This is a genomic window from Mesorhizobium sp. B2-4-2, from assembly GCF_006442845.1.
Lineage (GTDB): Bacteria > Pseudomonadota > Alphaproteobacteria > Rhizobiales > Rhizobiaceae > Mesorhizobium.
The window spans coordinates 140,981-167,337 of record NZ_VFVM01000007.1 but is presented as its reverse complement, the minus strand read 5'-3'; the positions used below and the strand labels follow the sequence as shown (position 1 = coordinate 167,337).

General features: G+C 59.5%; 17 protein-coding genes. 6 read left to right on the top strand and 11 right to left on the bottom strand.

The window, feature by feature from the left end:
• The first annotated feature begins 301 nt into the window (after positions 1 to 301).
• Positions 302 to 1,471 carry an XRE family transcriptional regulator gene (locus tag FJ942_RS17605; RefSeq protein WP_140898401.1) on the top strand — a complete coding sequence of 390 codons (1,170 nt, stop codon included), beginning with the start codon at positions 302 to 304 and terminating at the stop codon, positions 1,469 to 1,471.
• A 6-nt stretch (positions 1,472 to 1,477) separates the two neighbouring features.
• Positions 1,478 to 1,942 (top strand): DUF4411 family protein, encoded by a 465-nt coding sequence (locus FJ942_RS17600; RefSeq protein ID WP_140898399.1) that lies wholly within the window; start codon positions 1,478 to 1,480, stop codon positions 1,940 to 1,942.
• Between the two features lie 46 nt (positions 1,943 to 1,988).
• Here the strand turns inward: FJ942_RS17600 and FJ942_RS17595 are convergent, their stop codons facing one another.
• The 7 genes from FJ942_RS17595 to FJ942_RS17560 all read right to left on the bottom strand — a co-directional run bounded on the left by FJ942_RS17595 (position 1,989) and on the right by FJ942_RS17560 (position 15,899).
• Positions 1,989 to 7,532 carry a DEAD/DEAH box helicase gene (locus FJ942_RS17595; protein WP_140898397.1) on the bottom strand — a complete coding sequence of 1,848 codons (5,544 nt, stop codon included), beginning with the start codon at positions 7,530 to 7,532 and terminating at the stop codon, positions 1,989 to 1,991.
• Positions 7,529 to 8,548 carry a hypothetical protein gene (locus FJ942_RS17590; protein ID WP_140898394.1) on the bottom strand — a complete coding sequence of 340 codons (1,020 nt, stop codon included), beginning with the start codon at positions 8,546 to 8,548 and terminating at the stop codon, positions 7,529 to 7,531. The genes FJ942_RS17595 and FJ942_RS17590 overlap by 4 nt, the downstream gene beginning before the upstream one ends.
• A gap of 7 nt (positions 8,549 to 8,555) precedes the next feature.
• Entirely contained in the window at positions 8,556 to 10,457 is a 1,902-nt protein-coding gene (locus FJ942_RS17585; RefSeq protein ID WP_140898391.1) for a hypothetical protein, read from the bottom strand.
• Positions 10,454 to 12,064 carry a hypothetical protein gene (locus tag FJ942_RS17580; RefSeq protein ID WP_140898389.1) on the bottom strand — a complete coding sequence of 537 codons (1,611 nt, stop codon included), beginning with the start codon at positions 12,062 to 12,064 and terminating at the stop codon, positions 10,454 to 10,456. The genes FJ942_RS17585 and FJ942_RS17580 overlap by 4 nt, the downstream gene beginning before the upstream one ends.
• A gap of 4 nt (positions 12,065 to 12,068) precedes the next feature.
• Entirely contained in the window at positions 12,069 to 13,292 is a 1,224-nt protein-coding gene (locus tag FJ942_RS17575; RefSeq protein WP_140898387.1) for a Druantia anti-phage system protein DruA, read from the bottom strand.
• A 325-nt stretch (positions 13,293 to 13,617) separates the two neighbouring features.
• Positions 13,618 to 14,877, bottom strand: a complete 1,260-nt coding sequence (locus FJ942_RS17570; protein ID WP_140898385.1) for a hypothetical protein — start codon at positions 14,875 to 14,877, stop codon at positions 13,618 to 13,620.
• A 440-nt stretch (positions 14,878 to 15,317) separates the two neighbouring features.
• Positions 15,318 to 15,899, bottom strand: coding sequence for a hypothetical protein (locus FJ942_RS17560; protein WP_140898383.1), 582 nt, complete (start codon positions 15,897 to 15,899; stop codon positions 15,318 to 15,320).
• A 119-nt stretch (positions 15,900 to 16,018) separates the two neighbouring features.
• On the opposite strand from FJ942_RS17560, the gene FJ942_RS17555 reads away from it, so the two are divergent.
• Entirely contained in the window at positions 16,019 to 16,258 is a 240-nt protein-coding gene (locus FJ942_RS17555; protein WP_140898381.1) for a helix-turn-helix transcriptional regulator, read from the top strand.
• Here the strand turns inward: FJ942_RS17555 and FJ942_RS17550 are convergent.
• Together FJ942_RS17550 and traA are read right to left on the bottom strand one after the other, a co-directional pair.
• Positions 16,249 to 16,452 carry an AlpA family phage regulatory protein gene (locus FJ942_RS17550; protein WP_140898379.1) on the bottom strand — a complete coding sequence of 68 codons (204 nt, stop codon included), beginning with the start codon at positions 16,450 to 16,452 and terminating at the stop codon, positions 16,249 to 16,251. The two genes, FJ942_RS17555 and FJ942_RS17550, sit on opposite strands and share 10 nt — an antisense overlap.
• Positions 16,453 to 16,578: 126 nt before the next feature.
• Positions 16,579 to 19,626, bottom strand: a complete 3,048-nt coding sequence (gene traA / locus FJ942_RS17545; protein ID WP_140898377.1) for a Ti-type conjugative transfer relaxase TraA — start codon at positions 19,624 to 19,626, stop codon at positions 16,579 to 16,581.
• Between the two features lie 172 nt (positions 19,627 to 19,798).
• On the opposite strand from traA, the gene FJ942_RS17540 reads away from it, so the two are divergent.
• Together FJ942_RS17540 and FJ942_RS17535 are read left to right on the top strand one after the other, a co-directional pair.
• Positions 19,799 to 20,125: a conjugal transfer protein TraD gene (locus tag FJ942_RS17540; RefSeq protein ID WP_140898375.1), complete on the top strand. Its 327-nt coding sequence runs from the start codon at positions 19,799 to 19,801 to the stop codon at positions 20,123 to 20,125.
• A 1-nt stretch (position 20,126) separates the two neighbouring features.
• Positions 20,127 to 20,387 carry a conjugal transfer protein TraD gene (locus FJ942_RS17535; protein WP_140898373.1) on the top strand — a complete coding sequence of 87 codons (261 nt, stop codon included), beginning with the start codon at positions 20,127 to 20,129 and terminating at the stop codon, positions 20,385 to 20,387.
• 286 nt (positions 20,388 to 20,673) lie between these two features.
• Here the strand turns inward: FJ942_RS17535 and FJ942_RS17530 are convergent, their stop codons facing one another.
• Together FJ942_RS17530 and FJ942_RS17525 are read right to left on the bottom strand one after the other, a co-directional pair.
• Positions 20,674 to 23,034 (bottom strand): hypothetical protein, encoded by a 2,361-nt coding sequence (locus FJ942_RS17530; protein WP_140898371.1) that lies wholly within the window; start codon positions 23,032 to 23,034, stop codon positions 20,674 to 20,676.
• A 330-nt stretch (positions 23,035 to 23,364) separates the two neighbouring features.
• On the bottom strand, positions 23,365 to 24,912 hold the full coding sequence (locus tag FJ942_RS17525) for a hypothetical protein (protein WP_140898369.1): 1,548 nt from the start codon (positions 24,910 to 24,912) through the stop codon (positions 23,365 to 23,367).
• A gap of 709 nt (positions 24,913 to 25,621) precedes the next feature.
• Between FJ942_RS17525 and FJ942_RS17520 the strand changes: the two genes are divergently transcribed.
• Positions 25,622 to 25,846, top strand: a complete 225-nt coding sequence (locus FJ942_RS17520; RefSeq protein WP_140898367.1) for a helix-turn-helix domain-containing protein — start codon at positions 25,622 to 25,624, stop codon at positions 25,844 to 25,846.
• Positions 25,847 to 26,357 lie beyond the last annotated feature (511 nt).

The following is a 26,357-nucleotide window of genomic DNA, read 5'->3' as shown; positions in this document are numbered from 1 at the left end:
TTCGCGCAACCACGGCAGGGCTTCGAGGGAGCCGCGGTTTTGGAGACCGAATAGCCTTTCCACATCATCTTGTTTACACAGCGATATTTGGCATTTTTTGGGTTGATGTGCAAGGATTTGTGTAACAAATAGAAGCCCCTTCCGCGACTTTTTCGGCGCACATCTGACCTCCATAGGGTCGAGCGTGCCTTGCGTCGCCCTCTCGAGTATGACCGGGAGGCAACGCCACTGGTACCCAACAGCGTTAACCGGAAGAAGAGTTGCGGCGGTCATATTGACAGCTGTGATAGAGTAAACCGACATGACCAAAAGCACCCTCGCCTATATCAATCCGGCCATCCTGCGATGGGCTCGGGATCAGGCCCGCCTCAGCCCCGAAGCGGCGGCCGAGGGTATTGGCATATCTGCTGACAAGTTGCAGGCCTGCGAGGCTGGCGACAAGCAACTGACATTCCCGCAGTTCCTGGCCGCGGCGAATTTCTACAAGCGCGCGCCCGCAATCTTCTACCTGAACGAACCTCCGGCGGGGTTCCAGCCGATTCAGGATTTCCGCCGCCTTCGTGAGACGCCCGAGGATGCCTTCAAGTCTGGCTTGGAGTGGGCCATCCGCCAGGCTCGCGAACGCCGCGAACTCGCCTTGGAGCTTCGCAAGGATTTGGGTGAGCCGGTGCGGACATTCGAGTTGCGGGCCAGCGTTAAAGACCAAATTGAGACCGTAGGCGCGGCGATCCGCACTTATCTGGGAGTGACGCAAGCCGATCAGCAGACCTGGCGCGCCAAGGCTTTCGACAACTGGCGCACGGCGATCGAGGCTAAGGACGTATTGGTCTTCATGGTGCCGCGCCTGGCGCTAACTGAAATGCGCGGCGTGGCGATCGCGGAAACCAAACTGCCGATCATCCTCATCAATTCCAAGGACCGCACCAACGGGCGGACGTTCACCTTGCTGCATGAGTTCTGCCATCTGGTCGTCAGGGCCAGCGGTATCAGCGGTCTCGACTTCGTCGCACCCGAACCGGCCAGCGCCGTGGTGGAGCAATTCTGTAATGCCGTCGCCGGCGCGGCCCTGGCTCCGAGCGATTGGTTGCTCAGCGAGCATCTGGTGCGCGCCAAGGGCCAAGTGAAAACATGGCACGACGACGAGCTCGCCGCTTTGGCCGGGCGCTTTGGGGTCAGCCGCGAAGTCATCCTGCGCCGGTTGCTGACTCTCGGCCGCACGACACAGGCATTCTATGAAAGCCGGCGCGCGAGCTTTCAGGCCGAGTATGACGCTCTTGGCGAGAAGAAGAGCAGCGGCGGCCCCGAGCGACACCTGGTGGTGCTCAGCCAACTTGGCCGGGGTTTCACCCGTCTGGTGTTCCAGGGCTACTATGATCGTCAGCTGACGCTGCGCGATGTTGCAAGCCACCTCAATATGCAGGTGACTGCCGTTCCGAACATCGAACGCGCCGCCTTCGGCCTGACAGGGTAGCGCTGCGTGGCAACCATCTATTGCATTGACACATCGGCCCTAATTTCGGCTTGGTACGAACGCTACAAGCCTAAACGCTTCCCGAAACTGTGGGACGAACTCGACAAGCTGATCGGACAGGGTCGCCTGGTGTCATCCCTCCTGGTGCAGGCTGAATGCGAGAAGCGCTCGCCGGAATTACACGAGTGGCTGAAAGAACGCGAGGCCATGTTCATTGCGCCTGACCAGGCAATCCAGCAGCGTGTCCAGCACGTGCTGAACACCTACAAGGGCTTGGTCGCTGCCGGCAAAGAGAAGTTTGCGGCCGACAGCTTCGTTATCGCCACGGCCGAGGTCCTACGCCACACCCTCATCACCGAGGAAACCGGAGCCGACAGCTTGCGGAAGATCCCTGGCGTTTGCAATGCCATGAAAATCCCTTGCATCAACCTGATGCAACTGTTCGACGCGGAAGACTGGACGATCGGCTAGGCGGTAAGTCCAGAGAGGACCTCGATCTTGTGGGCTTCAACGCTCTCTACCGAGCGGTTAGCACGGCCTTGCGCACCATTTGATGCTCATCTGGAAGATTTCGCCCGAGAATGAACTCATTGAGCACCTCTCTCGATATCCCTGAATGCAGCCGCCCAAAAGAATGATCCTGCCATTCCGGCGCGAACATGGCAGGGCGCAAACCGACTGCCACTTGTCGGTCCCGGTTGCCTACGACGAGGGGCACCGTAACGCCTTGAATGGTTCCTGGGCTCTCGCAGTGAAAGCCTTCTAGTTCGAGCAACCGTCGCAGGTTGCGCAGCAAACGGGCCTGCGCTTCCGGTGTCTTCTCCTTCGGCAACGTGCCATCGAGTGCATAGCGCAACAGTTCTGCGCCGAGATTCCGGTCAAGACGGTCCTTGATGTACTGGTTGTGGTAATGCCGCAGGCAGCTCTCGCACGATGCCTCGCAGTGCGAAGGGCAGTCCTCCAAGAGCAAAAGAGTCTGTTGGAGGATTTCCTCGATATTCCGTGCGGCGAGGTCGGCATAGCCGGCTCCGCCAGACAAAGTGTCATACAGGTAAACGTCGAGTAGTAGGGTTTGGTCGCCCCGGTTCGGTACGATGCGGAACCCCGCGCCGAACTCGGAAGGATCTAGGTCGATGTCACGGTGGCGGCTGGCCGCCAGCCGCAAGCCTTCAGCCACCGAGTACAGTGAATCTTCGAGTATTCTCAACTGCAACGGATCGCTCGTATCGGTGATGAGCGGCGGCTTCAAGCTGATGCGCAGCAGCAACAAATCCGTAGAGAAGACGTGCCCTAGAAACACATTCTCATACGTGCCCGAGCACGTCGGCCCTGGCTTGGGCTTTCCGTACGAATACTCAATCTTGTACGGCCGGGTATGTGACGTATGGGGTGGTTCATCGACGGACGCGCGGCCGCACTGATTGCAGATCCAGAAACCGCCGCGACCGTCCGAAGTCTCTTGACCTTTGTTGACGGTCACCAACTGGCGATCCGTGGTGACCACACAAGCCAGGTTAAGGCCGATCGTCCTTAGGCTGGGTAGGTCGTCCTTACCGACCGGGACGGGAAATTGTGCGGCCGTGGCGTAGGTGATGTCCTGCTCGCGATCATCCTCCTTAAGCGCCTTGCCCTCCTCTGGCAGAAAGACCTGCGGTACCACCATGCGGGTATGTCTCAGGTCGCCGCCGCAAACCGGACAGTGAGCCCCGCCTTGAGAAGGATCATCCAAGTCTGCGACAAAGCTGCAGTTTTCGCAGTGAACCAGCGTACGGCGCTTGTCGAAGATCGCTGCTGCACGATTTTCGACGTCCGGCAACGTATTCGCAACGACACCGCCCGAGCGATAGGTCTCCTTGTTGATGACAATCAGTCGGCCAGGCGCATATTCACTTAGTGCCTTGCCGATCGACTGCTGAGGCCGCTCTACGACCTCCATCTTCCACTCATTGTTGCGTTGGATCAAACGCTCCACGAGGAAACTCGATAGGTCGGTCGGGAAGGCATAGCTGGGAAGCAAACCCTTGGCGAACAAGAACTCAAGCAGTTCCTGGTCAGCGATGGCCTCGCGTTCGGAGCGTTCATCCTCGTCCTCGCTGCCTTCGGCAGTGTTCTCACCACCTTCACCGAGGCCTTTGCCGCTCCCAATTGCTGCCGCCAATTCAGCACGAAACTGAGCGAGCGTTGCCAATAGGTCTTCTGCCTCGTCTCCGATCCAGGCATCAATCGTCCGAGGGGCAACACGAAGGTCATCCGGCAACCAATTTCGGATGAGAGGGCGCAGTCGACCTGTTGGCGCAAGAAGATCCTGGCGGACCCAGGCGTCAAAACTGGCTAGGTCGAGCCCGGTCATGGGTTCGCCGAGGAAGAAATCCGTGGCCTTGCCTAGCGCGCGGAACAGGGCAGAAGACCCGGCGCCCACGCTAACCTTGTGGTGATCCATGTAGTTATGAAAAAAGGTCTGAAAGAGGTAGGCGGCAATGTGGCGGCGTGCGATCTTTGGGTTATCGATCTTGACGTCCGGCTTGCGGGGATCGCCTGCCACGATTTTTTGGGGGTGGTTGTAGTAGTAGCCGTCGTGAGGACCATTTTGCGCGTAGGTTAGCACGGTCGAAAGCGATGAGCCGCGCCGGCCTGCTCTGCCGGCTCGCTGCTGATAGTTTTCTCGCTGCGGCGGCACGTTTCGCAGACCAACGGCGACCAAGGAGCCAATATCCACGCCCACTTCCATAGTGGTGGTGCAGCTCAATACATCGATGGGCCGGTCAGTCTTGGCAATGCGGACATCCTTGAATCGCAGTTCAAACTGCTCTGTAGTCGCATGCACACGTGCATTGTCGCGGTTCGACAGCTGGGCTGTGTGCTCCTCAACAGAAATGCTGCGTAGCCGCGCGCTACCTGCCAGCACGCGTTCCACCGGCGCACGCCAAAAGCCCTTTCTGGCGCGTACATACTCGCTCTGAGAAGGCGTAACAGGCTCACAGGACCCTGAACCGCAGGCAGCGCAGTGGCCATGAACGGTCATGGGTAAAAGGGCGGTACAGGCCGTGCACTGATACCATGTCATGTTCAAATCGATGTTAACGACGACCTTTGCGGGATCGATGAAAATTGCCCCGGTAGAATCAGACAACCCGAGTTGGTCTGCGAGCTCTTTCTCGACCAGCCCGAGAGTGACCAGGTTGGTCTGCAGCGCAGCTGCGAGCGCAGGCCGAACTGCCTTTGGAAATGCGCCGTTGCTGCCCCAGGAACCTCTCCACCGGCCTGCTGCCTTTCCGCGCACATTGGGTTCGACGTTAGGATCAAAGGCATAGCTGTCCGCCACGCGCATCAACCAGGCGGCGGCCAGACCAGATATGTCTGCGTGCGGGAGGACCGGCAACAACGGAGAGATTGAAGCGACAAGCTTCGCCAGAGCACGCTGGGACGGAACAAGATAGCCGACCGTTGTACCGGACAGCGAATAGTAGCGGCCGCACAGCTGCTTGAGGAGAGCGATCGTGTAGCGGCTAGGCGGGGATCCAGGATCAAATTCCGTCAGCAATTCCTCGATCGGCTGATCGGCGTAGTCCTTCTGAAGGCGCCTTACCTGAGCTTCGATTGCTTGAGCGTCCTTACCGTCAAATATCGGCAGATTGCTCTCGCTTAACACTTTAAGCACCGCGATATAGAGACCGCGCTCCGGGCGTGGTTCACGACCAGCCTCGCGCAGCATCCTTGCCGCCAGCGCCAACACCTGACGGAAAATATCTTGCTCCACCTCGCGAGGAATATCGCGAGCCAACCGGGCCGCCTTCTGCCGACCGTCGGAAAACAGCAGTACCTTGCGGCCACCATTTGGATAGTCTGGCGTTTCCGGGCGCGACGCCGGCTGACCATCCAATTGGGTCTTTACCAGATTGGCAAATGGCGCCTCGCCTTTGGTGGCGTGGTCCATAATCGTAGAGGTTTCGCTGCGCAAAGTCGGTTCACCACAGGCGCAGCAATTAGTAAACTTGACGCCATTCTTGGTCCAATCGTGGCTCGGCGTCGGCAGATAGACCCGGGTAAAGCCTTGGGCTGGTTGGTCGACGCTGTAATCAAGACGGCCACTCCGCATGTCGAGCCATGCTTCAACACAATCGCCGAAGTGGGGGTTCGGCGGCTCCATCAGCATTTCTATCTCGACCAACGGCGGCTCATTGCCTTCGCGGAACGGTCCTGACGGAGTGCTCCAAAGAAAGTCGGGCTGGGGTCTATCGGCATAGCCCCGCAGATAGGCCGTGCCGCACTCGCGGTGCGTCAGAAGTTCGAAAATCCGTGCACCGCAGTCGCACTGCCGACGTTGGTGCGTATGGAGCCTGCCAAGAATTCGACCGGGGCCCTGATAGCGTGCCGCAGAACAGTTCGGATCGACGCACGCGTAAAGCCCCGGGAGGCCGCGGAAGAACATATGCAGACGGGTGGGCAACAGGACCCGGTCATCCACCTTGCGCCGGGCAAATGGAGCCAAGGCCAGGAGTGCTGCCAACGCCCGTGCCCCGCCCGGATGGTTTTCAAATAATTGCTGCTGGAGGTCGCCCAGTGCGATGGCCTTACCCGATACCAGTTCCACGAGCTTTTCGAAAACGGGAAAGCCGGTAAGGTTCACGAACAAATAGTCTGGCAGGTCTTCCGTCAACAGAGGTTCTGGCCAGCCCAACCCGGCGCCTAATGCCGCCACCGCCTTAAGCGCAGCTTCAGGATGAGTTGCGTGCTCATCGAAGGCTGCCAAATCAAATACCGCGAGGGCGTCGGTCGCGCGGCCGCTCGGAAGCCCGCTCCCATGCCGCGTCTCTCGCGTGCCGGTAATAACCGAGAAATTCCGGCTCGATGATTGCGCCAACCCCGTGAGATTGCGGGCGAACAGCTCAATAGCCGATTCCGCTGCAGCACCTTGACCCAAGCTGGCGCTGGTCAGGATAAAACGCACGCGCTCCCGAGGAACATCAAGGCGCGCAAGTAGGCGTCTGATCAGAAGAGCGACTTCCGCACCACCAGCCCCACGGTACATGTGCGCCTCATCTAAGACGAGGATCATTTGGTTGGCGCTGTCGCTATGCAGCCAATCTCTGGTCTGCTGAAAGATGGACCGTTCAATCGGCCGCATCAGCATATATTCCAGCATTGAGTAGTTTGTGATCAGAATGTCAGGGCAGGCCCGCTGTGTTTCATCGCGGGTCATCATTTCCCGGTCACCGGGCTGGGTGATGAGACGACGGTTCCAATGATGATAGTGCCGTGGGACCCCGGTTTTGGGATTCGGCCTCAGCTCTTCATGGTGTTTGCCGTAGAACTCGACCAAATCTTTTGATGGCCATTGGCCGATTTTCACAAGGCCTGAAACTGTCTCCGGCTGTCCCATGAGGGGCAAGTAAAACTCTTCGAAAAGCGGCTCTATGCGCTCACCGTCGCGTTTCGCTGACCGCAATCCCGGATAGGGTGATCGGCCGGTATAGCTACCAAATCGCACCGGCCGCCCTCGCCCGGCCGAAACGATTTCCGAGGCAGCTTCGTCACCAAACAACCGGCGAATGCGGCCCAACTGGTCGTTGACCAGGGCATTCATCGGATAGAGCAAGAGAGCACGGCAGCCAGGCAACGACGCGGTGGTCGGCCGATCCTGAGCCTCTTGGACCAGTTGGCCGATGATGGGCATCAAAAAGCTCTCGGTCTTGCCCGAACCGGTGCCTGTCGCGACGATAAGGTCGGAGCCGCCGAAATACCTCTCTAGTGCCTGAGCCTGATGCACATAAGGCTGGGGAAACAAGCCGACCTTTGCTGCTGCAAGATTCCGCAACGCAGCCGCCACAACCGGCGGAAGGTCAAGTTCGTCATAAGGCGCCCCGAGTTCATAAACAGGGGTGGACTCGACAAAAGGCAGTTGGGCGACGGTACCTGCCTCGTCTAACAAAAGGCGCCGTTCTTGGATTAGTGCCGGATTGCGCACATGGTACTGCGCTTCGATATAGGCTCGCAGGCTTTCGCCGAGCCGCCCAACCGTGGCGTGTACGCCGTGTTCCTGCTGCTCCGGCCCGTTGCTCATGACGTCGCCCCTTTCAGTGAAATCCCAAGCCGTCCCAGGGCATGCGCTACGAATGGTACTGCTTGGACCGGAAAAACCATGCGATAAACTGACGGCGGGCTAACGCCTTCATGCTGCCAACCCAGTGCTAGAACGCGCCCCTCCTCAACCGGCAGATCCCTGGCCAGAGTAACCTGCACCATGTCATCGGCATGCTTAAACTCCAGCGTCCGCGAAGCACCCAAGGCTTCGTCATAGGCGAAACGGAATCGGCGGGCATGTTCATGCTCGACGGCAACCGCCCGCCGCAGCGATAACTCGTTGCCTGTGCGCTCAAACTCCCCGAGATAATAGGGGCGGTCGTAAAGCGATGTTGGCTTCGCTTGAGCACGGCACAGCCTCAAAGCGACGCCACTTAACTCGAGCTCCTGAGGATTTATCCAGCGCGATCGAAACTGCCGTGAAGCTTGGTCCGGAGCGTATATTTCGAGGTGATCTGCTGAGATACCCGCGGGCTGAAGACCGGGACGATATTTCTTGAGCGCCTTGGCCATCCAGGCGCCAATCGGTTCGGTGCGTCCAAGCCAATCGTCAAAACCGTGGACGACGGTCTGATTCAGCCGGCCTGTCGCATATCGGAAGGCCCCCGCCGCAACAAAGCCGCCATGTGGAATCACGCCAAGCAGAAAAGACAACCCACCTGGCAGCGACACAGCGCGCGCGGGTGTCGAATGCCAGTAACCTCCGGGCGAGCGCCAAAGGTCACCGGCTTTCTCAAGCGCCTCTAACACCTGCTTGGCCAGCGGGCGTGCCTCGGCAGATCCCAACAAACCTCCGAGGTCTCCTTCAATCATATCCGTGAGGCGTCCAGTAAAAACACCTTGGCCGTTTCGCGTTCCCTCTCCTTCGCACGCAGCCCGCAGGTGAGCAGCAATCAACGCGCGACGAACCGACGCGGAGGATCCCAGTATTGCCAAGCTGGCGGTCACATCGGCCAGTACCTCAGAAGTGGAAAGAGCGTGGAGTGAGAGGGGCATCTCGGTGCTACTCTCTCCTGATGCCGGCTAGGTCGAGGAGAAGTCGCAGCCGTGAGTCGACATGGCTTTCGCTATCAACCCGCCCACCGTCCAGTTCCCCCTCGATGTCCTCAGACGCAAGGCCCGTCATTCGCCATAGCGGCCACAACCAGCCGAAGGCCGCGGATTGGAGTGAGGTCGGTGCATCTGAAGTACGGAATCCCTCAAGGGCATTCATGAATGCTGTGGCGGTTCGTTCGACGTGCGGATTTCGAAATGAACCCCCGAGCCGCAAAAGCCGCACCAATTCTTCGCTTTGTGCTTTGCCGTTGGAGAGCTGCATCGACAACGCTTTGAGATCAAGCGCTGTCAGTGCTCCGGTAGATACAGCCGTATTGGCTTTCGGAAAAACGCTCCAATCCAAAACGTCCGTGTCGAACACAGGCCCTAATTGGAGATAGAGCAACTGCTCTGGGAACGTGGTGACTCCGTCTGCGAGCGTTGCCACCACCATGACGTTTCCGATCCGGACTACGTCCGCGATTGCGTCTGCCAAAAGTTCGAACGGAACGTTGTTGACCCGCTCCACAACCAGTGCTCCGACTGCTCCCTTCCGATCGCCCAGTGCCTCCGCCACTTCGGTGTCCAGTGCAATCGCGTCGACGAAGCCCACCGGTACCCGCGCCCGCAAGACGTGCTTTCCTGCCAGAGCTACTGCCGTCACGCGCGCCAGGTCTGTCGAAAATGAACCTTTTAAAAACAGAACCTTACAGGTGACAGCGGCGGTGAGCACTTCCTCGACAAAGGTTGACACACCAGGCGACTTGAGCCCCAGCGTGGCATAGTTGGACTTAAGTAGATCTGCAGCTTCCAAGCCCGTATTCAGCGCTTTGATCGAACCGGCATCTGCCCCCAGCGGGACGACGCGCAGGGACGGAGTCGACGCCACAATCGGTATGCCGCTTTGCGAGCTCCCCGAACCACCAGGTTGGCCCAATTGCGCGACACGCTGGGCGATGTCAGCAAGCTGTTCTTGAAGCTCAGAAACGTGCTTGCCTATTCGGTCTTCGGTGTCGCTCCAAAGCCCCTCAAGGTCAACGACCCCTTGCTCAACCACCTTAAAGCGAGCCTCGGTTGCAGCGATGACGCGCGTTGCAGTCTGGCCTTGGTGTTCCAGGTCTTTCCGCAGACCCGCCATATCGGCAAGTACGGTCTCCAAAGCGCGTGTTGATGCGCTTTCGTCGACCACCGGCGCTGGTCGGGCGGCAATCGTGGCTATGGTGTCTGCTATGCGCGCCACCTCACGCGCCAAGCCCTGAACGTCTCCCTGCAGACTACGCAGCCGTTCCTCTTGGCCCTGAATGCGGTTTGGTAAGATCGATAGCTCCCGGTCCTTCTCTACTGCCACCTTGGGTTTTGCGCTGCTCGCCAAGAGTTGAAGGGAATCCGTGATCTCAAACGGACTAAACTGAAGCAGTCGCCCGATCGTCTCAGCGTCACAACGGTTGAGAAAGGACTGCTCTTGCAAGCTGCGGAACAGCGCTTCGATCTCCGCATCCGGCTGAACCGCAGCCGCTTGGGGATGCTCTTTTGCGACGGCGCTTTCAATCCCGTCCAACAGCGCGGCAAGGCCTTCAACGTGCTCTAGATGCTGCTCCGCCCATGCCCGCCAGAGATAATAATAAGCGCTTTCGGCACGCGCCTTGTTGGCTTTGGCACCGCCCTTCTTGAACAAGTGATGGAGGAGCGCCTGCTTACGTTTCGGCAGGCTCGCGACACTGTCCGCGCGGAATCCGTCAACGCTTGGCAGTACCTTCAGCAGCGACCGATTGGTCTTCGTGGTGACTTCGTTAAAAAAGGCCAGAAGCTCGCGGTCACCGATCGCGCGCAGCCGTTCAACAGCCTGGGGAGTGGGCGCCGGCTGTGTCATTTCGCGTCCCCAATACCACATGCAATTCGGGTCAGAGCCAGACGGCGGTGGGACTCGAGCCAACGTGGTGCATTTAAAGCGCGCAATGCTGCCGATAGGTCGTAGTCTGAGCGAGATCTAGAAGGAATGCCTACGCCCGCAAGAACCCATTCGGCGTGCGCGCGAGTGGCGGGAGCCATCACCTTGGCCGGCATTTTCGTGGCCACGCTTCCTGTAAACCACCATCCCCCGAATGGACCCAGGTCCAAATGAATGTCGCACGCAGCGTCTCGTAGCAGATCTTGTAACTTTGCCACGGCTTCCACCGTCACTGTTTCATTTGACGAGGAATCGGCGCGGGCAGTCGCCAATGTATGCTCATCCCAATCGATTGCGTCCGCTGGGCGCGACCGAACTCGTGGCACGAGACCACCGGGAACCTGAAGACCGGTAACGGTGAGCAGGCACGCCCGCACCTGGTCCAGTAGTGGCCCCACCTCCGCCGAGCTTGCCGAGATCGAGCGTGTGCCCAAGGTCAGTAGGGCCGCCCGCGCGATCCGCGCGACAGGCCTTGCAACGAGTTCTGGTAGTAGCCGGCCGTCGATATCGAGGACTGGCGGCTGTGCCACCGAAAAGCCACTGACTCGTACAAACTGCCATTCCCCGTATGCCAGTTGCAGGCTGGCAATGTCGTCACCACTGCGGCCATTCAAAACTGGCTCATCTTCACCATCGCCGGCATGCATCCCCAGAATGAGTTCGCTCTTGGCGTCCAGCACCACTCGTGCTGACACATCAACAAAGTGCATCGCTGGCGCCACGACGCCCCAGCGGCGCTTCGCAGGCTGCACTTGCAAGCCGGTCGCCTGACGGATCCACTCGGCTAACTGCTCGTCGGCCACCTGCGGTAGCGTAACCAGCAAACAGCCCCATTGCTTAAGGTCGGCGAGGCGGGTGACGGCGAGTTGCGACGGCACACTCGAAATCAGATCCGCACGCTGGACGAAATAGTAGGTTGCGCCCCAGTCAAGCGCGGCTGCTAACGATTGACGGCCGCCTCTACCCGCTGAAAAGACCGTGGTTCGATCGGCGTCCAAACCGGGAATCCGCTCCTGCACGGCATCGCCATAAGCAGGATCGACATCCGGGCTAACCCACGCAACACGGAATGCTGGGGAGTCGGGGTTCACGACGTATGTCTGCGTTCCACCGTACAGGCGGTTGCAAGCCACCTGGACCCGGAACCCGTTGCCGCCGCCATCGAAGGTCAGCATGCCCTTTGGCGTCGGTGCGCGCGGAATCTGGACTTCCACACCCCAAAAGGCAGGCGCCTTGCCGGCCGGCGGCTGGACATGCAGGTGAAGCGAAAGTGGAGCATGTGAGACCGCAGGCTGTGGCCGCTGTTGCAGGTCCGATTCTGCGGACGGGCCCTGCCATCCATCAGACGAGTGATAAAGATAGCATTCCGGTCGGGCTGCGCCCGAGACATGAGCGAAATGCGCTTCGCGATAGGTGCCCTGCCGCGGGCTAACAGGCGCACCACACACCGGACAAATGTAGCGGCGGTACCGCTGCGCCAGCGAGGCCTCTACCCGCTGTCCGCTCGCAACGTCGATGGCGAAATACATCCCCTCAGCCCGTTCGACTGGCAGGTTGCGCAGACTGTTCTTTCAACTCGGCAAGGCTGCCGGCAACGGCGCCGCTAACCAACTGCGGCACGCGGTCTTTACGCCAATTGCGATAAGCCGGCTCACGGACGCCGCGCGGCGCCATCCAGCGGCTTACGGCCAGCGCCGATACCTCGGCGACGTTCAATAGGTTGCTGTAGTCAGGATCGGCCGCGCTCCCGCCGAGGATGTCGACCGCGTTGGTTGCCAGGCTGCACAGGAACACTTGCCTCTGAATGCCGTGTTTTAGAAGCGAGTCTTTGAAGCCCAACCGCGTCAGCGCCGCCTTGATGGTGCGCAGCCGCCAGTTCGGTCCCTTGCCATACGCGTGGTGGTCGGCATAATCGTGGCTGAGTTCCCGGAGATAGGCCCTCAGTTTCTCGAACAGGGCGTCTGTAATATGGAAGTGCCCCCATCCGATGGTATAGCCCACCGGCTGGAAGTACCGCGTGCCGCCAAGGGCCAATCGATTATAGACCGACGAACGGCCCATCGATGAGCTAGTTGTGACCATCAGCAGGCTGGCGTGCTTGGCGGCTCCCGAAATGATGCCGATGGACTCACCGTAGGTGTCCTTGAAATCCCGCACTACTTCCTGCGTCCGCACCAGCGCAGCCACAGCTTTGCCGCCCAGCAGGAACGAGTACGGCGGTACCGCACCCAGCACATAAGCGTCCAACAGGTGTACCAGCCGCAAAGAACGGTCAGCCGAGTTCCAGCCGATCAACTTGTCGCGTACCGACAGATTGAAAACAGGGTCGCCCAAAGCGATGATCCCCGCCAGACGGTCGTGACCCTCGTCCCACACCAGGTAGCGCAAGCGGCGGCCAAACCCCGCTGATACGGGTACGGACCAGGTCAGCGTGGCCAATCGGAAAAGGTCGGCGTCTTTGGTATCGCTGCGCACTCGCCGAAGCGCCAACCTGATGTTGGCAGGCTCAATCTCGTCGCCGTCCGCAAAATGCGGGAGAAGTTCCTCTCCACATCGGGAAAGGAAGGCTGTATTAGCCTCAAGCTTGTCCCTACGTTGCTCGCCATGGAGCAGCCGCACCGCCTGCTTGTCTTGCCCTGGCGGCAATAGCAAGCCGTTCTTACCCTTTTTGAACCCAAGGCGCTTGAGATGCTGGCGGACCGCGCGTTTCAGTTGCGCTTCCGGAGTCGGAAACTTAACTAATACGCCCCTGGCCATTGCCACTTTCCCCCAATCCCTCTGGTTATTCCAGATTGTTGTTTGCATTCGACAATCAATCAACAGTCTAAGCACAACAGCTGCCTAGAAGGCAGGCAGTCGCATAAGGCTGGGATTCGCGAGCGCTGTCGACCCTTCAATCCCAATCGCCCTCGACAACACCCCGGATTCTTCACAAAGAACATTCGCGAGGCTTTGGGTGGCGTGGATTGGCGTTCCGGATGTTGATAACGACGAAATACGGGCAGCATGAGACTGTGGCTATGGATGCGGTCGCTTAAAGTCTTGAGGCCGATCGCCTTCTCCAAAACCGGCGCCAATTGACCTATCGTACCTCCGACCAAGGCAAACGCTCGACGCGAGAGCCGCCGCTTCCCTTGGAGACCCTATATCGGCTCCATCCGTACCACGGTTCCAAAGTTTTTGGCTCCCAGTTGTCGCCAACTGTCAGCAATACCTGGCAGGGTTGCTGTGAGAGAAAGGCGCCGCACGCATCCATATTCCGATGATCGAATGGCCATTCGGTCCCCTCTAACATCAGTACGGTCGGGCCGCGCCTGGCTCTTTCCCTCGCCAAGGCGCATGCAAACTCAAGCAGAACGCGGACCTTCTCGCTTCCGGATAAGGCTCCTAACGCCACTCCATTTGGCCCGCCCAGCCGGAGAGTTACCTCGGTTTCACTGTCAGAATGCAAATCCTCACCTTCTTCGTCTTCACCAAGATATTTCGGTTCGTCGTAGAAGGCCAAATCGCGTCCCCACGTGGTGCCATTCCGTTGAATATCCGGGACAAGGCCTCTCAAAACCGCGCGGGAGAGGCCGAGGTTGGCGGCAATTCTCTCATCATCTTCACCGCCGCGCCTATGGAGCAACGCCCCGGCACTTTCTCGAAGATAAACCACTGAAATCATTTTCGGGACTTCGACGACAGGAACGCCGTCGATAACCAACTTCGTCACGCCATGATCGAATGTCCCGTCGAGCCGCCTCTTCTCGGGTACGAAGGCAACAACCGATGTAAGGATTGGAGAGGAAGGGATTGCCCAACGGTGCGGGAGTTCTTCGCCCAAGACGGCAGAGAGCCAATCACAAATCGCTGTCTTTCCGTAGGATGCTCCTTCGAGCAGCGTAAACTGCCCGAGTTCGAGTCTGGTATCCTTCTCGAATAGGAAGCTCTTTTGGACAACGATTTCACCCAGCCATCCGACAGTGGTAAGCTGGCCGTCCTGCTCCCGCCGTAGTTGGGCCTCCTGCAACTGCTTCCAGCCTTTGAGGAGATCAGCCGGATAAGCGGCGCCGGCGTTGGTGTCGATTAGGCGACCGTGCGTCGCACACGCCCAAACTCCATTCTCAGGACAGGACAGCTGTTCAACTGATAGACCGCCGCGGCCCCGGGGGCCAGCAACTCCGGCGCTGTAGATATGGCAGGCCGTCCCAGTCAGGGCGACTTGTTGCGGAGTGGCGCCAGGGCCAGAAGTCGGAGTTGGACAACCTGGCACGACACAGCGGAGGTTCGCACGTTCAGCGATCGTCCGCACGGTCGATGGTTTGAAGTCCGCGCCTTTGCGCCCGCTGATAACTGCCATTCTATGGTCTCTTTGACACTAGATCGTTAGTCGCATTGATGGGCAAACGTCGCAAGGTTGGCCCTCTAATAGTTTGTTCCGGTGCGAGGGGTTCGGGATGTGCCCGCTGCCGGTTACACGAAAGTTACATAAACATGCTTGGCATGGCTTAGTCTCATGCAAATAGTTGAAAAACATGGTGCCGGCGGAGAGGATTGAACTCCCGACCTTCGGTTTACAAACCCGCTTACATTCGGCCGAGTTATGAAGAGAGCGGCTCAAGTGGCCGGCGATTTGCCCTGCATTCTGCTACAGCAGAGATGCCCCGTCCGGGCATCGATCAAATCGGGCCGTTCGTTCGAGATTGCTTCGTGAATCGCGCACCGGCACGAAATAGATCGGCCTAGCTTTACGTCTTAAGCCGGCGTTCAGTGACGCACAGCCGCCTTCAACGCATGAGTTTATTCTGGTCCATGTTGTCCCAACGCAGGCCCCTGCCCCAAACGCAGGTTAGCGCCCTGCATTTGCAGACCGACGAAGTCGGCCGCCATCGCCTGATAATGCCTGCAGTCCGCGTGAACGACAGATCGCTGAGGCTGTTCGAATGGCAAGCTCCCGGCTATTTCCTTCAGGTCATCAAGGACCGACGCAATATGCGGCCAGGGAAAGTCTGTGGGGTCGTCGATGTCGCGATCTGCGCCGGCAATGATTTCAAGCTTGGCGACGATGCCAAAAAGCGACCGCGCCCGTATTTGCGGTAGCTTGTCTTGAAGCTTCAAAGCTGCGGTTGTGGCCTCGACCTCCGCCTGGCAGGCGATCGAATAGTCGACCTGCTTATCCACCGCTTCTGAGCCTCCAGCGTTGAGAAGACGCCGCTCTAGACGCTGTTGAAGTCGGCAAAGGACCTGAGAAACTTGCTGCGCCCGCGACCAATCTCGCAGCAGTAGAATTACGGGGTCTGCATCCCGCAACCGGTTCAACGCATTGGCAGTCTTGCCATTCGTGACGGGAGGCATAGTCGTGCTATGGTCGGAATCAGCCATGATCCGAGCTCCGCAAAGTTTAGGCGTGGTTAGGCTGTTGGAAGCGGACGCACCACTTCCAACGGCTGGTTCCTAAAACAAGCATATTTGCACTTTTTGTGCAACAGGGCATTTGAACAATGAAGGTAAGTGCGGCCCAAGTTCGCGCGGCCCGTGGGCTTCTCGACATTTCTCAACAGGATCTGGCGGATTTATCCAAGGTAAGTGTGAGGACAATCGTGCAGTTCGAACGTGGTTCGAAATCCGCGTCGGAATCCATCCTGCAGGCGCTGAAGCTATCACTCGAAGCCGCGGGGATAGAGTTCATTCCAGAAAATGGCGGCGGCCGTGGCGTTCGTTTGTCTCGCAATCAGACCTGACGCTCTGCTCGCCATGCAACTGGATCGTCGACCCACCGACTGACATCGGATTCCCGCCAACCCGCCCCGTTTATGCTAATCTTGATCTGAGCTGGGAACGTCCCTTCGGCAATCTTGCGATAGAGGGTCGAGCGGGACAGGCCGGTCCGGTCAAGGACCGTTCTGAGACGTATAATGCGATCCGGCTCTTGCATAGCTCGCCCGCTTCTCACTGGTTGTTGCCGGTATCTGCTGGGACTACAGGGCGAACCAATGCTGGACGCAATCAAACTTCCCCCTGACCCGCCTGTGGCGTGGAAACGGCGGCAAATCGGCATGCCTTAGATCCCAATGCCCCGCCCCTTGCCGATGCCATGGCTGAAGGCGAGTTCCGCGCCCAAGCGACGACCCGAATCCACGTTGATGCCAAGCTCGCGTTTGCGGTTTGCCAGTAGGGATTCAAGCTGCGGATCGCGTTCGAGGCTCTTGGCCATGTCGGACATGGCCGAGCGCGTTGACTTGTAACCGGACATGTCGCCGGCCTGGTATTGGTCCTGGCTTGTCCGGTGTAGCTTCTGCCAGCGTTCCACGAAACGGTCCGCCCGACGAATTGGATCGGCGTCCAGTCCGGTGCGGAGTTCCGTCTCAAGCTGGAGAGCAAGCACGATGCGGTTTACGCGGCCGGCCCCCGCCTCGCGGACAAGCTCGGGATTCTTGACATAGGCCGCTTCGGCATCGCGCCAGCCATACGGCCGCACCTTCTCGAAAGCGCTGCGGGCATCCCTCAATTCGCGCATCTGGCCGGGACTGCCCTGGCCATCCGCATTTCCAGTAGTGAGGATCGCGTCGATCGCGCGCGCGTGACGCACAAGCGCGTCGGTCCGATCCCTGCGCAACGCCGCTTCCACGTCAACGGGCACAGTCGTGTCGCGCGACACTCCCGTGGTGGGAGTTTTCCTTTCGGGCGTGGAGCCAGCATCTCCGAGCCGCACCCCAACACCTTCCCTTCCCGGCCCAGGTCCACCCTCTTGCGTGGGCTCGCCGTCTCCGGGCGAGCGCAACCCATCGACCAATCCGCCGAGCCTGTCGCGCAGCTTCTCCGGAACGATCCGGCGCACGATCTCGACCACGCGCTCCCGGAACGTGATGCCGCGCCGCTCGGCATAGTGTTGCGCCGGGTCGACCTGCTCGTAATCCGACGCCATGTCCTTGGCGCGGTCGCGTGACAGCGTTCGGACCAGCCGCTCGCGCGTACTGAAGTCGTCGCCACCATAATGCAACTCCATCCCGTATCGATGTCGCGACAGTGCGACGTAGCTGCCATGTGCATCCATGCCCGGCGTTGCCAGGACATGCGTCTGGTCGACGGTCATGCCCTGAGCCTTGTGAATGGTCGCGGCATAGCCGTGGTCGATGTGGGCGTAGTCTTTCAGGTCGAAGCGCACCGACCTGTCGTCATCGGTGCGAACCGTCATGCTCTGTGCGCTGAGTTCCTCTACAATGCCCAGCGTGCCGTTCTTGACGCCAAGCCCGCGCTCGTTGCGCAAGAACATGACCCGGTCGCCGCTGGCGAAGGCCCTTGCACCGCGTTCCACATCCACGTGAACATCGTCGCCGAGATCGCCGGCAGCGCGCATGCGCTCGCGCGCTGCCTGGTTCAAGGCATGCACCTCGTCGTTTGTGTGGGTGAGCATTATCCGGCTTGCCTCTGGATGCGCCTGCCTGTCGCGATCCCAGCGCTCGACGAGTTCACCTCGCGCTTCTTCGCGCGTTGCAGCCTGATGCACCATGCCTTGCGCGTCATAGGCGCTGATTGCGGCGCCGATCCTGCCGGTTGCCAGATCGCGCGTGGCATCACGCTGCCAGTCCTCGCGCTGCCGGCGCACCTGGCCGATTTCGACGCCGCCATGACGTTCGTGGATGGAACGGAACGCGGCGCCGGCCTCGATTGCCTGCAACTGCTGCGCATCGCCGACGAGGACGACTTTCGCGCCGGCGTCCGCGGCATGGGAAAGCACGCGCTCCAACTGGCGCGTGCCGACCATGCCCGCTTCGTCGATCACCAGGACATCGCGTGTGGTGAGCAGATCCCTGCCCTGTCCCCAGCTATGCTCCATACTGGCGATGGTGCGTGACGGGATGCCTGAACCGCCTTCAAGACTTTCGGCGGCAATGCCAGAGAGTGCGGCACCTCGAACCTTGTAGCCCGCCTCTGCCCATGCCTGGCGCGCGACGCCCAGCATGGCGCTCTTGCCCGTTCCGGCAAAGCCGACCACAACACCAAGGCCGCGACCATCGGTGATATGCGCCAGCGCATCGGTCTGCTCGCCTGACAGGATAAGCCCGCGTTGCGCAGCCTGCGCCAGCGCTGCCTCGCGATGTGCGTCACTGACCGCGTGTCGCTCGTCCAGATCGATACGCTCCGCAGCGTGCTGAAGGCGCTGTTCGGTATCGATCATCTGCCGAGTGGTGAAACGGTCTTGGCCGCGCCGGTCCTTGCCGAGTTCGACCAGATCGGGTGCATTGCTGATGGCTCCCACCACCTCGTTGAACTGCTCCATTCCGTCGCTGTGTCGGTGCGAAAACTTCGCGATGTCTTTTCGGGTGAAGGTCGACTGCTGATGCGTAATGGCATCGAGCGCCACGGATGGTTCCGCAATGATGCGCGCGCCATTGTTGCGCGCGATCTCGCGATGCAGTTCGGCGCGATCCGCTTCAGTGTCGCCAGCAGCAAGGCCACTGCCCTCGATGCGTTGAGCCGGTGCACCAATCTGGGTTTGCGGCTCCAATGAAATGCCCTGCGCTTCCAGACTGCGATGATCGATGCGGGCGTCGATGTCGAGTTCGGCCAGGCGTTCATTGGCAAGCTCGGCCCATCGCTCGCGCCAGCGCTCGACCAGCTGGGTAGCATTCCACTCTCGAACCTTGCCACCAAAACCATTCTCGTCCACCGACCGCATGGTCAGCATGACATGAGCATGCGGCTTGGGGCTGCCATCCTCTGCCCTGTCCCAATGCACATTGAGATCGGCGACCATGCCCTTGCTGACAAACTCGACTTGTACAAAGTCGCGCGCCAGTTCGATGCCTTGCGCCTGGCTGAGTTCACGTGGCAGCGCAAACTCGACCTCGCGGGCGAGCTGGGCGTCCTTGCGCACCTCGAACGCCTCGACATCGTTCCACAGCCGCTCGCGGTCGCGCCAGGCCTCGGGCGCATCCTCCGGCAGCATCACCTCGGAATGAACGACACCGCGCTTGGCCGAGAAGTCATGAGCTCGCTCGATGCGCTCGTCGCGCAGCCTCGAAGCCGAGCGGTAGGCGGCCGACGCCACAGCGCTCGAGCCTGCCTTGCGGCCAATGACCTTGACGTGAAGATGATAGATCGCCATCGCGACCAGATCATTTGCACGTCAAAGCGCACGTCGGCACGACGTATAAGCGCGCCCTCCCTCGAAAAATTCTCGGGATGGACCAGCCCGTCCCGGGCTGTCTCGGCAAGCCTGAAGCCTTCTGGCAGCCGCTCCCCTATCATCCTTCGATCGACAACCATTGGAGACAGCCATGCGTAAACCACGGGACTTCGACGCCGAACTGAAGGCACTGGAAGACAAAGCGCGAGAACTCAAAACTCGAAAGGTGCAGCAACTTGGCGAACTGGTGATCGCCACCGGCGCCGATCAGATCAGTACCGACGAACTGGCCGGCGCACTGGTCGCAATCACCGAGACAAAAGACACCTCAAAGCGTGAAGCATGGGCCAAGCGTGGGGTGATGTTTTTCGAGAGCGGGTCACGGCGAACTGCTCGGGAATCTCAGCGCAACCCTCGCAGCGCTCCAGCGCAACCGGGCAGCCCACAATCGCCGGCAGGCGGCACGGGCTCGGCATGATATGCGCACGTGGCAGGTCGAGCGTCGCCAGCGTACCCGACATCTGATCGAACTCGGCGGTCTCGTATTCAAGGCAGGCATCGTCGAACTAACCAATGACGATCGCGCTACCGTCTACGGAGCCCTACTCTGGATCGCCGAGAAGCTTCAGAGCCACGAAGGCGAGAATGCCCGGCATCTATGGGCCGCGAAGGGAAAACAGGCGTTCGACGCAGAACGGCATGAAGAGCAAAAGGGCAGCGAACGTAGAGATGGTGGGTGAGACTGGCGGCGCGAAGCTCCCGAATAGCGTAGGTCCGCCACGCCGCGGTGATGCTCCCGCATGTAGCGCTTGGCCGGAAACGGTTGCGGAACCAGTTGCCACGAACCCTTTAAAAATCCTACGAACGGTCTCGGCCTCGTTTCCTCGACCAGCAGGTTTGGCTTCAACGACGGCCCGGATCGGACACACGCTTGATTGCGTACCGATGCGTTGCCCCAGGCCATTCATGGCAACTCCAAGCGTCTCGATGATGGCCTCAGTTTGAGATTGTTTTCCACCTATTTTCTTAGGCCGCCTGCCAGACTTGGTTCAATATCCGCGCAGCAAGTGCGGCTTTGTCTTGCGGCAGAAAACGACCGTAGTGGTGCGCCACCATGTCGGGCGTGTCCTGGATCGCATAGCTTGCCTGCTCATATGAACCGGTCTGTTTCAGTATGTGGGTCGCCAGAACGTCACGCACATTGTGCGGCCCGTGAGGGAGAAGGCCGGCGATCACGCCGCGCTGTGTATATGGATTGTAGATGCCATATCGCTGGATGACCAAGCGCCATGCCTCATAGAACGTATTTCGATCGTATGAGGCGTCCTTGCTGGTCGCCTTCACCGTTTTGATAAAGAAGGTGCCGGGGTCCTCCGTTCCTCCAAGCAGTACTCGGCGGTGCCGTTCGATATACGCTTCGATGTGCTCGTATAAACCACCCAGGTTTGGCAGGACGAGCCGAAATGGCTTACTCCCGAAAAAGGATGAGTCCGCGTTCTTGAAAGCGACCGAAGGAATTAACACCTCCCACCCGCTTTCGCGTTCGCTCCAGCGGAGTTCACCGCGCTTCATGTCGGCTAGCTGACGCTCAGATCTCGGTAGTCTCCCACGTTCACTGACCATCAGCTGGCGCAGGTTCTTCTGCCGCAACCCAAGATGCAGCCCGAACCGAAGCATCAGGAACGAGCGCACTGCTTCGGCGGCAGGACGGCGATGGATGCGTTCATCAGGCATAAGCCGAAGAATCTCTTCCGTGATCTTTCGATACTCGCCGACTGGGCTATCGGCCTCAAGCACAGGCATGATCGGTTCAAAGGGATCACGATGCACACGCGCGATGCGCTGAATCTCCTTCACGCGGGAGGAGGCGTGCTTGAAGTAGACATCGCAGGCGTCGTCCCAATCCCCGCGGGCGCGATCAATGTCGGTCTGTGAAACTAGCCCGTCGATCGGGCGGATTCGCGACGACAGGTTAGGATGCTGCCTCAGCCAGCCCGTGTCTTTGCGGGTGAGTGCGAGCGAAATTCGCAGCATGTCCACCTCCCATGCAGTGTAGAACCCGCGCCGCCTCTCTCGCCATTGCACATACCAGTCCCAGACAGAGGGGAAGACGAGCAGGCCAAAAGTCACATGCTGCGCCGGAACGCCATAGCCACGCACGGGTCCGCGCGGATGCGCGGCCAACGCACCGAACATCAAACCGAGATGCTCAACTTTCTGCGATGCCGTCTCCTCGCCCCAAACACCGTTGCGCTGCAAACCGAACGCAGTGAGCGTCGCAGTCTTGAAGCGGATCAAATCCGCCATTTCCATGCTAAGGCTAGGTGGCGCGTCTATGACGCCGGACATCAAGTCGGGGTCAGTGAACTGTGCACCATCATCGTCCTGTTGCTCGCGCTGAACTCGATAGCCGTCATTTGCAGCATCCGACTGACCATAGGTGATACCCGGAAAACGGATGGCGTAACGCTGTTTCAGCGCGGCCGCCTGGAATTTCCGATAATCAGTTGACCCGCTGATAATCACCCGCCGAACCCATTCCAAGATTTCTTCCTGCTCCTCAGAACGACGCGTGTTGAAGTCGTCGGGCAAGTGCCACGCAAGCCGACGGCGTTCAGCCGAGCCGATATCTTCGAGAATGTGGCCGGAGGCGGAGCGCGTCTGAAGCGGGAGTCTCGCTTTAAAATACCCTGCTGAAAGACGATAACGACGCTCGATCCGAGCTAGTACTTCCATGCTCGCCACGCTGCGCGGCGATTTTGATCCCTGCAGCCAGTGACGAATTGTCGAGCGGTCAAGACTCTCGTCGTCTCGGACAACAGCACGATGAAGATGCCAATAGCTGTCGCTATGGCGGCGCATCTGGAAATCCAGCGCCGCCTGGAAGCTCAGATGATCAGATATGTCCTCAAAGAGAGGTTGTGGGAACTCCTCGATAGCACGCGGATTTATGCCGGGCTTCTGCCGGTCTACAGCAGCTTCCTGCTCCAATCGCTCGAGCTTTTTGTAGCGACTTGGAGGAGGCGCCTTCCCTGCCGGCGGTTGTGGACGTTCCCGCTCATGGCACTGCGGTTTAGTATTGCGACGGCCCGCGATGGTCGCGCGCTTCGGTGCAGCTTTCGTATTTCGAGCGATCGCGTCCAATGCTGGTTCGATTGCAGTTCGGGCAGATCGAAGCGCTTCACCGTCGAGGTCGCTAAGAATGCAGATTTCTTGCCAATCATAGCCCCGCAGTTTTCGCGGCGGTGTTTTAGAACAGGAGATCAGGTTAAGCAGAAACGCTCTGATGCGCGCGCTTTCTTGAGGGGGGAACAGAGGGTCGAGACGGAGGCGGCAGTAGTCAGAGATCTTGCGGGAGAGCAGTCTGGTATGGGAAGTTTCAGTCATGTGGGCAAGCGATGCGGTTCGTCAGCCGTGTGGGGGGTTAAGGAGAGCGCGCACATACCCGATTCGTCTCCCTTGGGAGGGGCAAAGCGCAAAGGTCTGAAAAGAATGTCGCAACAGTTAGACATGGGCCGGCGGTCTAAGGCGCGCTAGCTCGCTCCAGCGCGATCGGTATCTTCACGGTCGCGGACTGACAGTTTTCGGATGAATGAACGCAAAAAGCTCACCATCGTTCGGCTAGCTGCAACAGCCAGGAGACCCATACCTGGACGTGCAGAAAGGGTTCGCCGCTCCCAAAAAGCGGACGTTCGTTCATCCTGAGCGCTTCATGACTCATGATGCGACTCCGCACAACGCGATAAATTCCGGCGCAAAGGCCACCTGTCGTTTGCCGTCGAAGTCTTCGCACGAATAGCGATAGACCCTGATATCGAGCGCCTCAACCGCGGCGCGGAGGCGCAGTGGCAGCTCGACATCGATTAGAAGCACCGCCCGATGATTATCCAGATGAGGGAAAAGCTTCCGGTAAAGCATCAACTGGCCGACACCTGTATGGACGTCGGGAGTGCCGCAACCGGTCTTGATCTCGACCAGCAGTGGTGCCGGCCCGGGTGCGTCGATCTCCATATCGATCTCATAGCCCGGGCTGCGCGACCATTTGCGATATCCCACCGAGCTGTCGCCGAGGATCGTGGCGAGGCTTTTCCAGACCAGCCCGTGCAATTTTTCGACGATCTTTGCGTCTGCCGCCGGTCGCGCCGGCAAGAGAAAATCTCCACTGCGCTCCTCGCCCCCAGCGACCGGGCCGCCGTTGACCCCTGCGCCATTGCCGTCAAGCGCACCCGCGCCCATCGTGCCGATCGGGGTACGCGCAGCCCAACATAATTCGACGAACCTCGCAGTTCTCCTCTGGATGCGTTCGGGGGGATCGTCGAGGCTTGCGACCCGGAACCACCGACGGAGCGCTGCGCGGCCGGTTCCGCTGACAAGCTCCGGCCATAGCCCGGTTAACGCCATGAACTCTTCCTCGCGGATGTCTGGCGCGGGCCGCCGTCCGCGCAGCCAGCCCTGCCGCAGGAGATAAAGCCCTCCGGTCTCATCCTCAGCGATGGCCGAGAGTCGGTTATGATCGCCAGGGATCGGCGGCGCGTTGATCTCGACGCCCCATTCGCGCCCTCGCGGATCGAGGCCCAATTTTACTTCGGCGCCCCCGTCCCCGTCGCGCGCAGCGAACCAGACCTCATGTCCATCAATCGAGTGGACTGCGCCTTCTAGCTTGTCAGACAAGATAGAGCGCCAGCGGGAGAAGGCGTTGCGGGACACGTCCGTGTCCGTGACGAGACGCATTTCCGGCTGAATGAGACCGATCGCGAGAGCAAGCTCGTCGTAGCCTGGATCGAAACGGCTGATTTGCTCGACCGACCAGTCGACAAGCGCTTCGAACGACATAGCCAGACCCTGCTCGGACGCCAGGACAGCCGCAAAAGGCGATAGGTCATTGTCGTAGCGTCGAAGAACCTCGTACAGAAGGCGCTCCGGGCCGCTGCCGAGATCGACGGTGTCCAGCTTCACGCAGAACTCCCCGACGGCGTCGATCCCGACGGTATATGCGAGGCCCCTGGGTGCCTGAGGCCGGGGATAAATCCGCGACCAAGTATAAGCTTTGAACCTCTGGCCCTGATCGAATGGGTCGGACTTCTTGCGGACGAAGCCGGTTGGGAATAGCCGCAAATTGATCGCCCGCGCCCAGCGCGCGGTCGCTTCATAAGCGTCGACGACTGCGCTGCTCGCAGCGTCTTGCGCTGGATCGCCGGTCTGTCGCGAGATGCCCGCCCAGGCTTTGAGCAGCGCGAAATGCTCGGCCGTGAAACCGTGATCCATGGTTTGCTCCTGTCAGAGTTCTCGCCCAACCGTCGCACCAGCCAAGAAGGCACCTGCGAAGCGGAAAGCCAAGGCATAGTTCGCACCCACCTGACGCAACGGAAAGACTCAGCTATGTATGGAGAGCGGCGGACCTGAAAAGGACCGTCTGGCCGGCGCCATTCGGGCAACCTCCCAGCGAGGGTGCCGGCCTTTTTCTCAGCGGGGCGGCAACTGATACTGTCATCGGGCCACTTGGCGATGATCGACGGCGGCCTCGGCTCCCAACTCGTGCCGTGGTCACCGAACGGTCGTCTTCTGACTATCCCGTCATTTCTAGATTGCGACCTGGAGATGAGATTTCGAGAGTAGTTCGCCTCGTGTTTCTTGCGCTCGCGCGGCTCAGTCTTCTTGGGTCGCTCAAACTCGCCGAAAGACGTCGCTTCATGCAATTCGTCTCCGACATCAACCCAAACACTAACGGGTCGCGGCGATGGGACCGGAGATAGCACTCCTCATTTTCCGGTTGGCCCGGGTCGACCGACCTTGCGCACTCCGTTGGCAGCTGATCCGATTTCTATCCAGACATATCCCCTGCTTCTACTCCCTCACTCAGCGGCTTTTATTTCCGATGCACGTACGTGCTCATGGCCGCGCAACTGCATGACCAAGGGTTTGGGAGCGTGCTTGAGCCTGCTCCCATGTTCCCGACGAACATTTGGGGAGCTTGATGGACAACAGGAAGTTTTTGACAGCTGAGGAAGTCGCGGAACGCTATCGCGGCACCATCTCTCTTGGAACGCTGCGAAATTGGCGAGCCAAGAGGATTGGACCGGCGTACGTCAAGGTTGGCAAAGCCGTGTTGTACCCAATTGAGGAACTGGAGACGTGGGATCAGAAGAATACAGTGGCGTGCCGTGCGTCAAAGCGATCCAGCATGGACGGCCGTGAGTGAGCGTGGTTAGTGACGGAGGACCATCCACTACCGCCCCCAGAAGCCGCTCCTCACGTTCTCAGATATAGGGATTTTCGCAATACCTTTCAACAAGTTAGCTACGGCGAGAGGAAGTTGCACAATGATCCTGCTCCATACCCGTCGGGCATACTGGATCACGCTGTGTCACGCTATAATCAAAAATTCCCTTTGAAAGGCGTGGCGTGAGCCCTCTCTGTCACGCGTGCCAAACTGGCGCGCGACGGGTGCTAGAATGCAAAAGGAGCCAGTTGCGCTGCGAGGGCGCCGTTGGGAACGAAATGCGCCCTTCCCTGCACCCAAAATTCAACGCGGATTTCACGCCCTGCCTGCGATCGCGACGATTGAAATGAGGCCGCTTCCGTACGGTGTGGTTTCGTGCGCCGAGGTTCAGGTTGCTGCCGTTAAGCGACAGGTGACTTCAACCGCCGCTTCCGACGCTGCCGAGCCGCTTAGCGCCGGATCGACCCAAAAGCTTATTCATTCAAGTTGC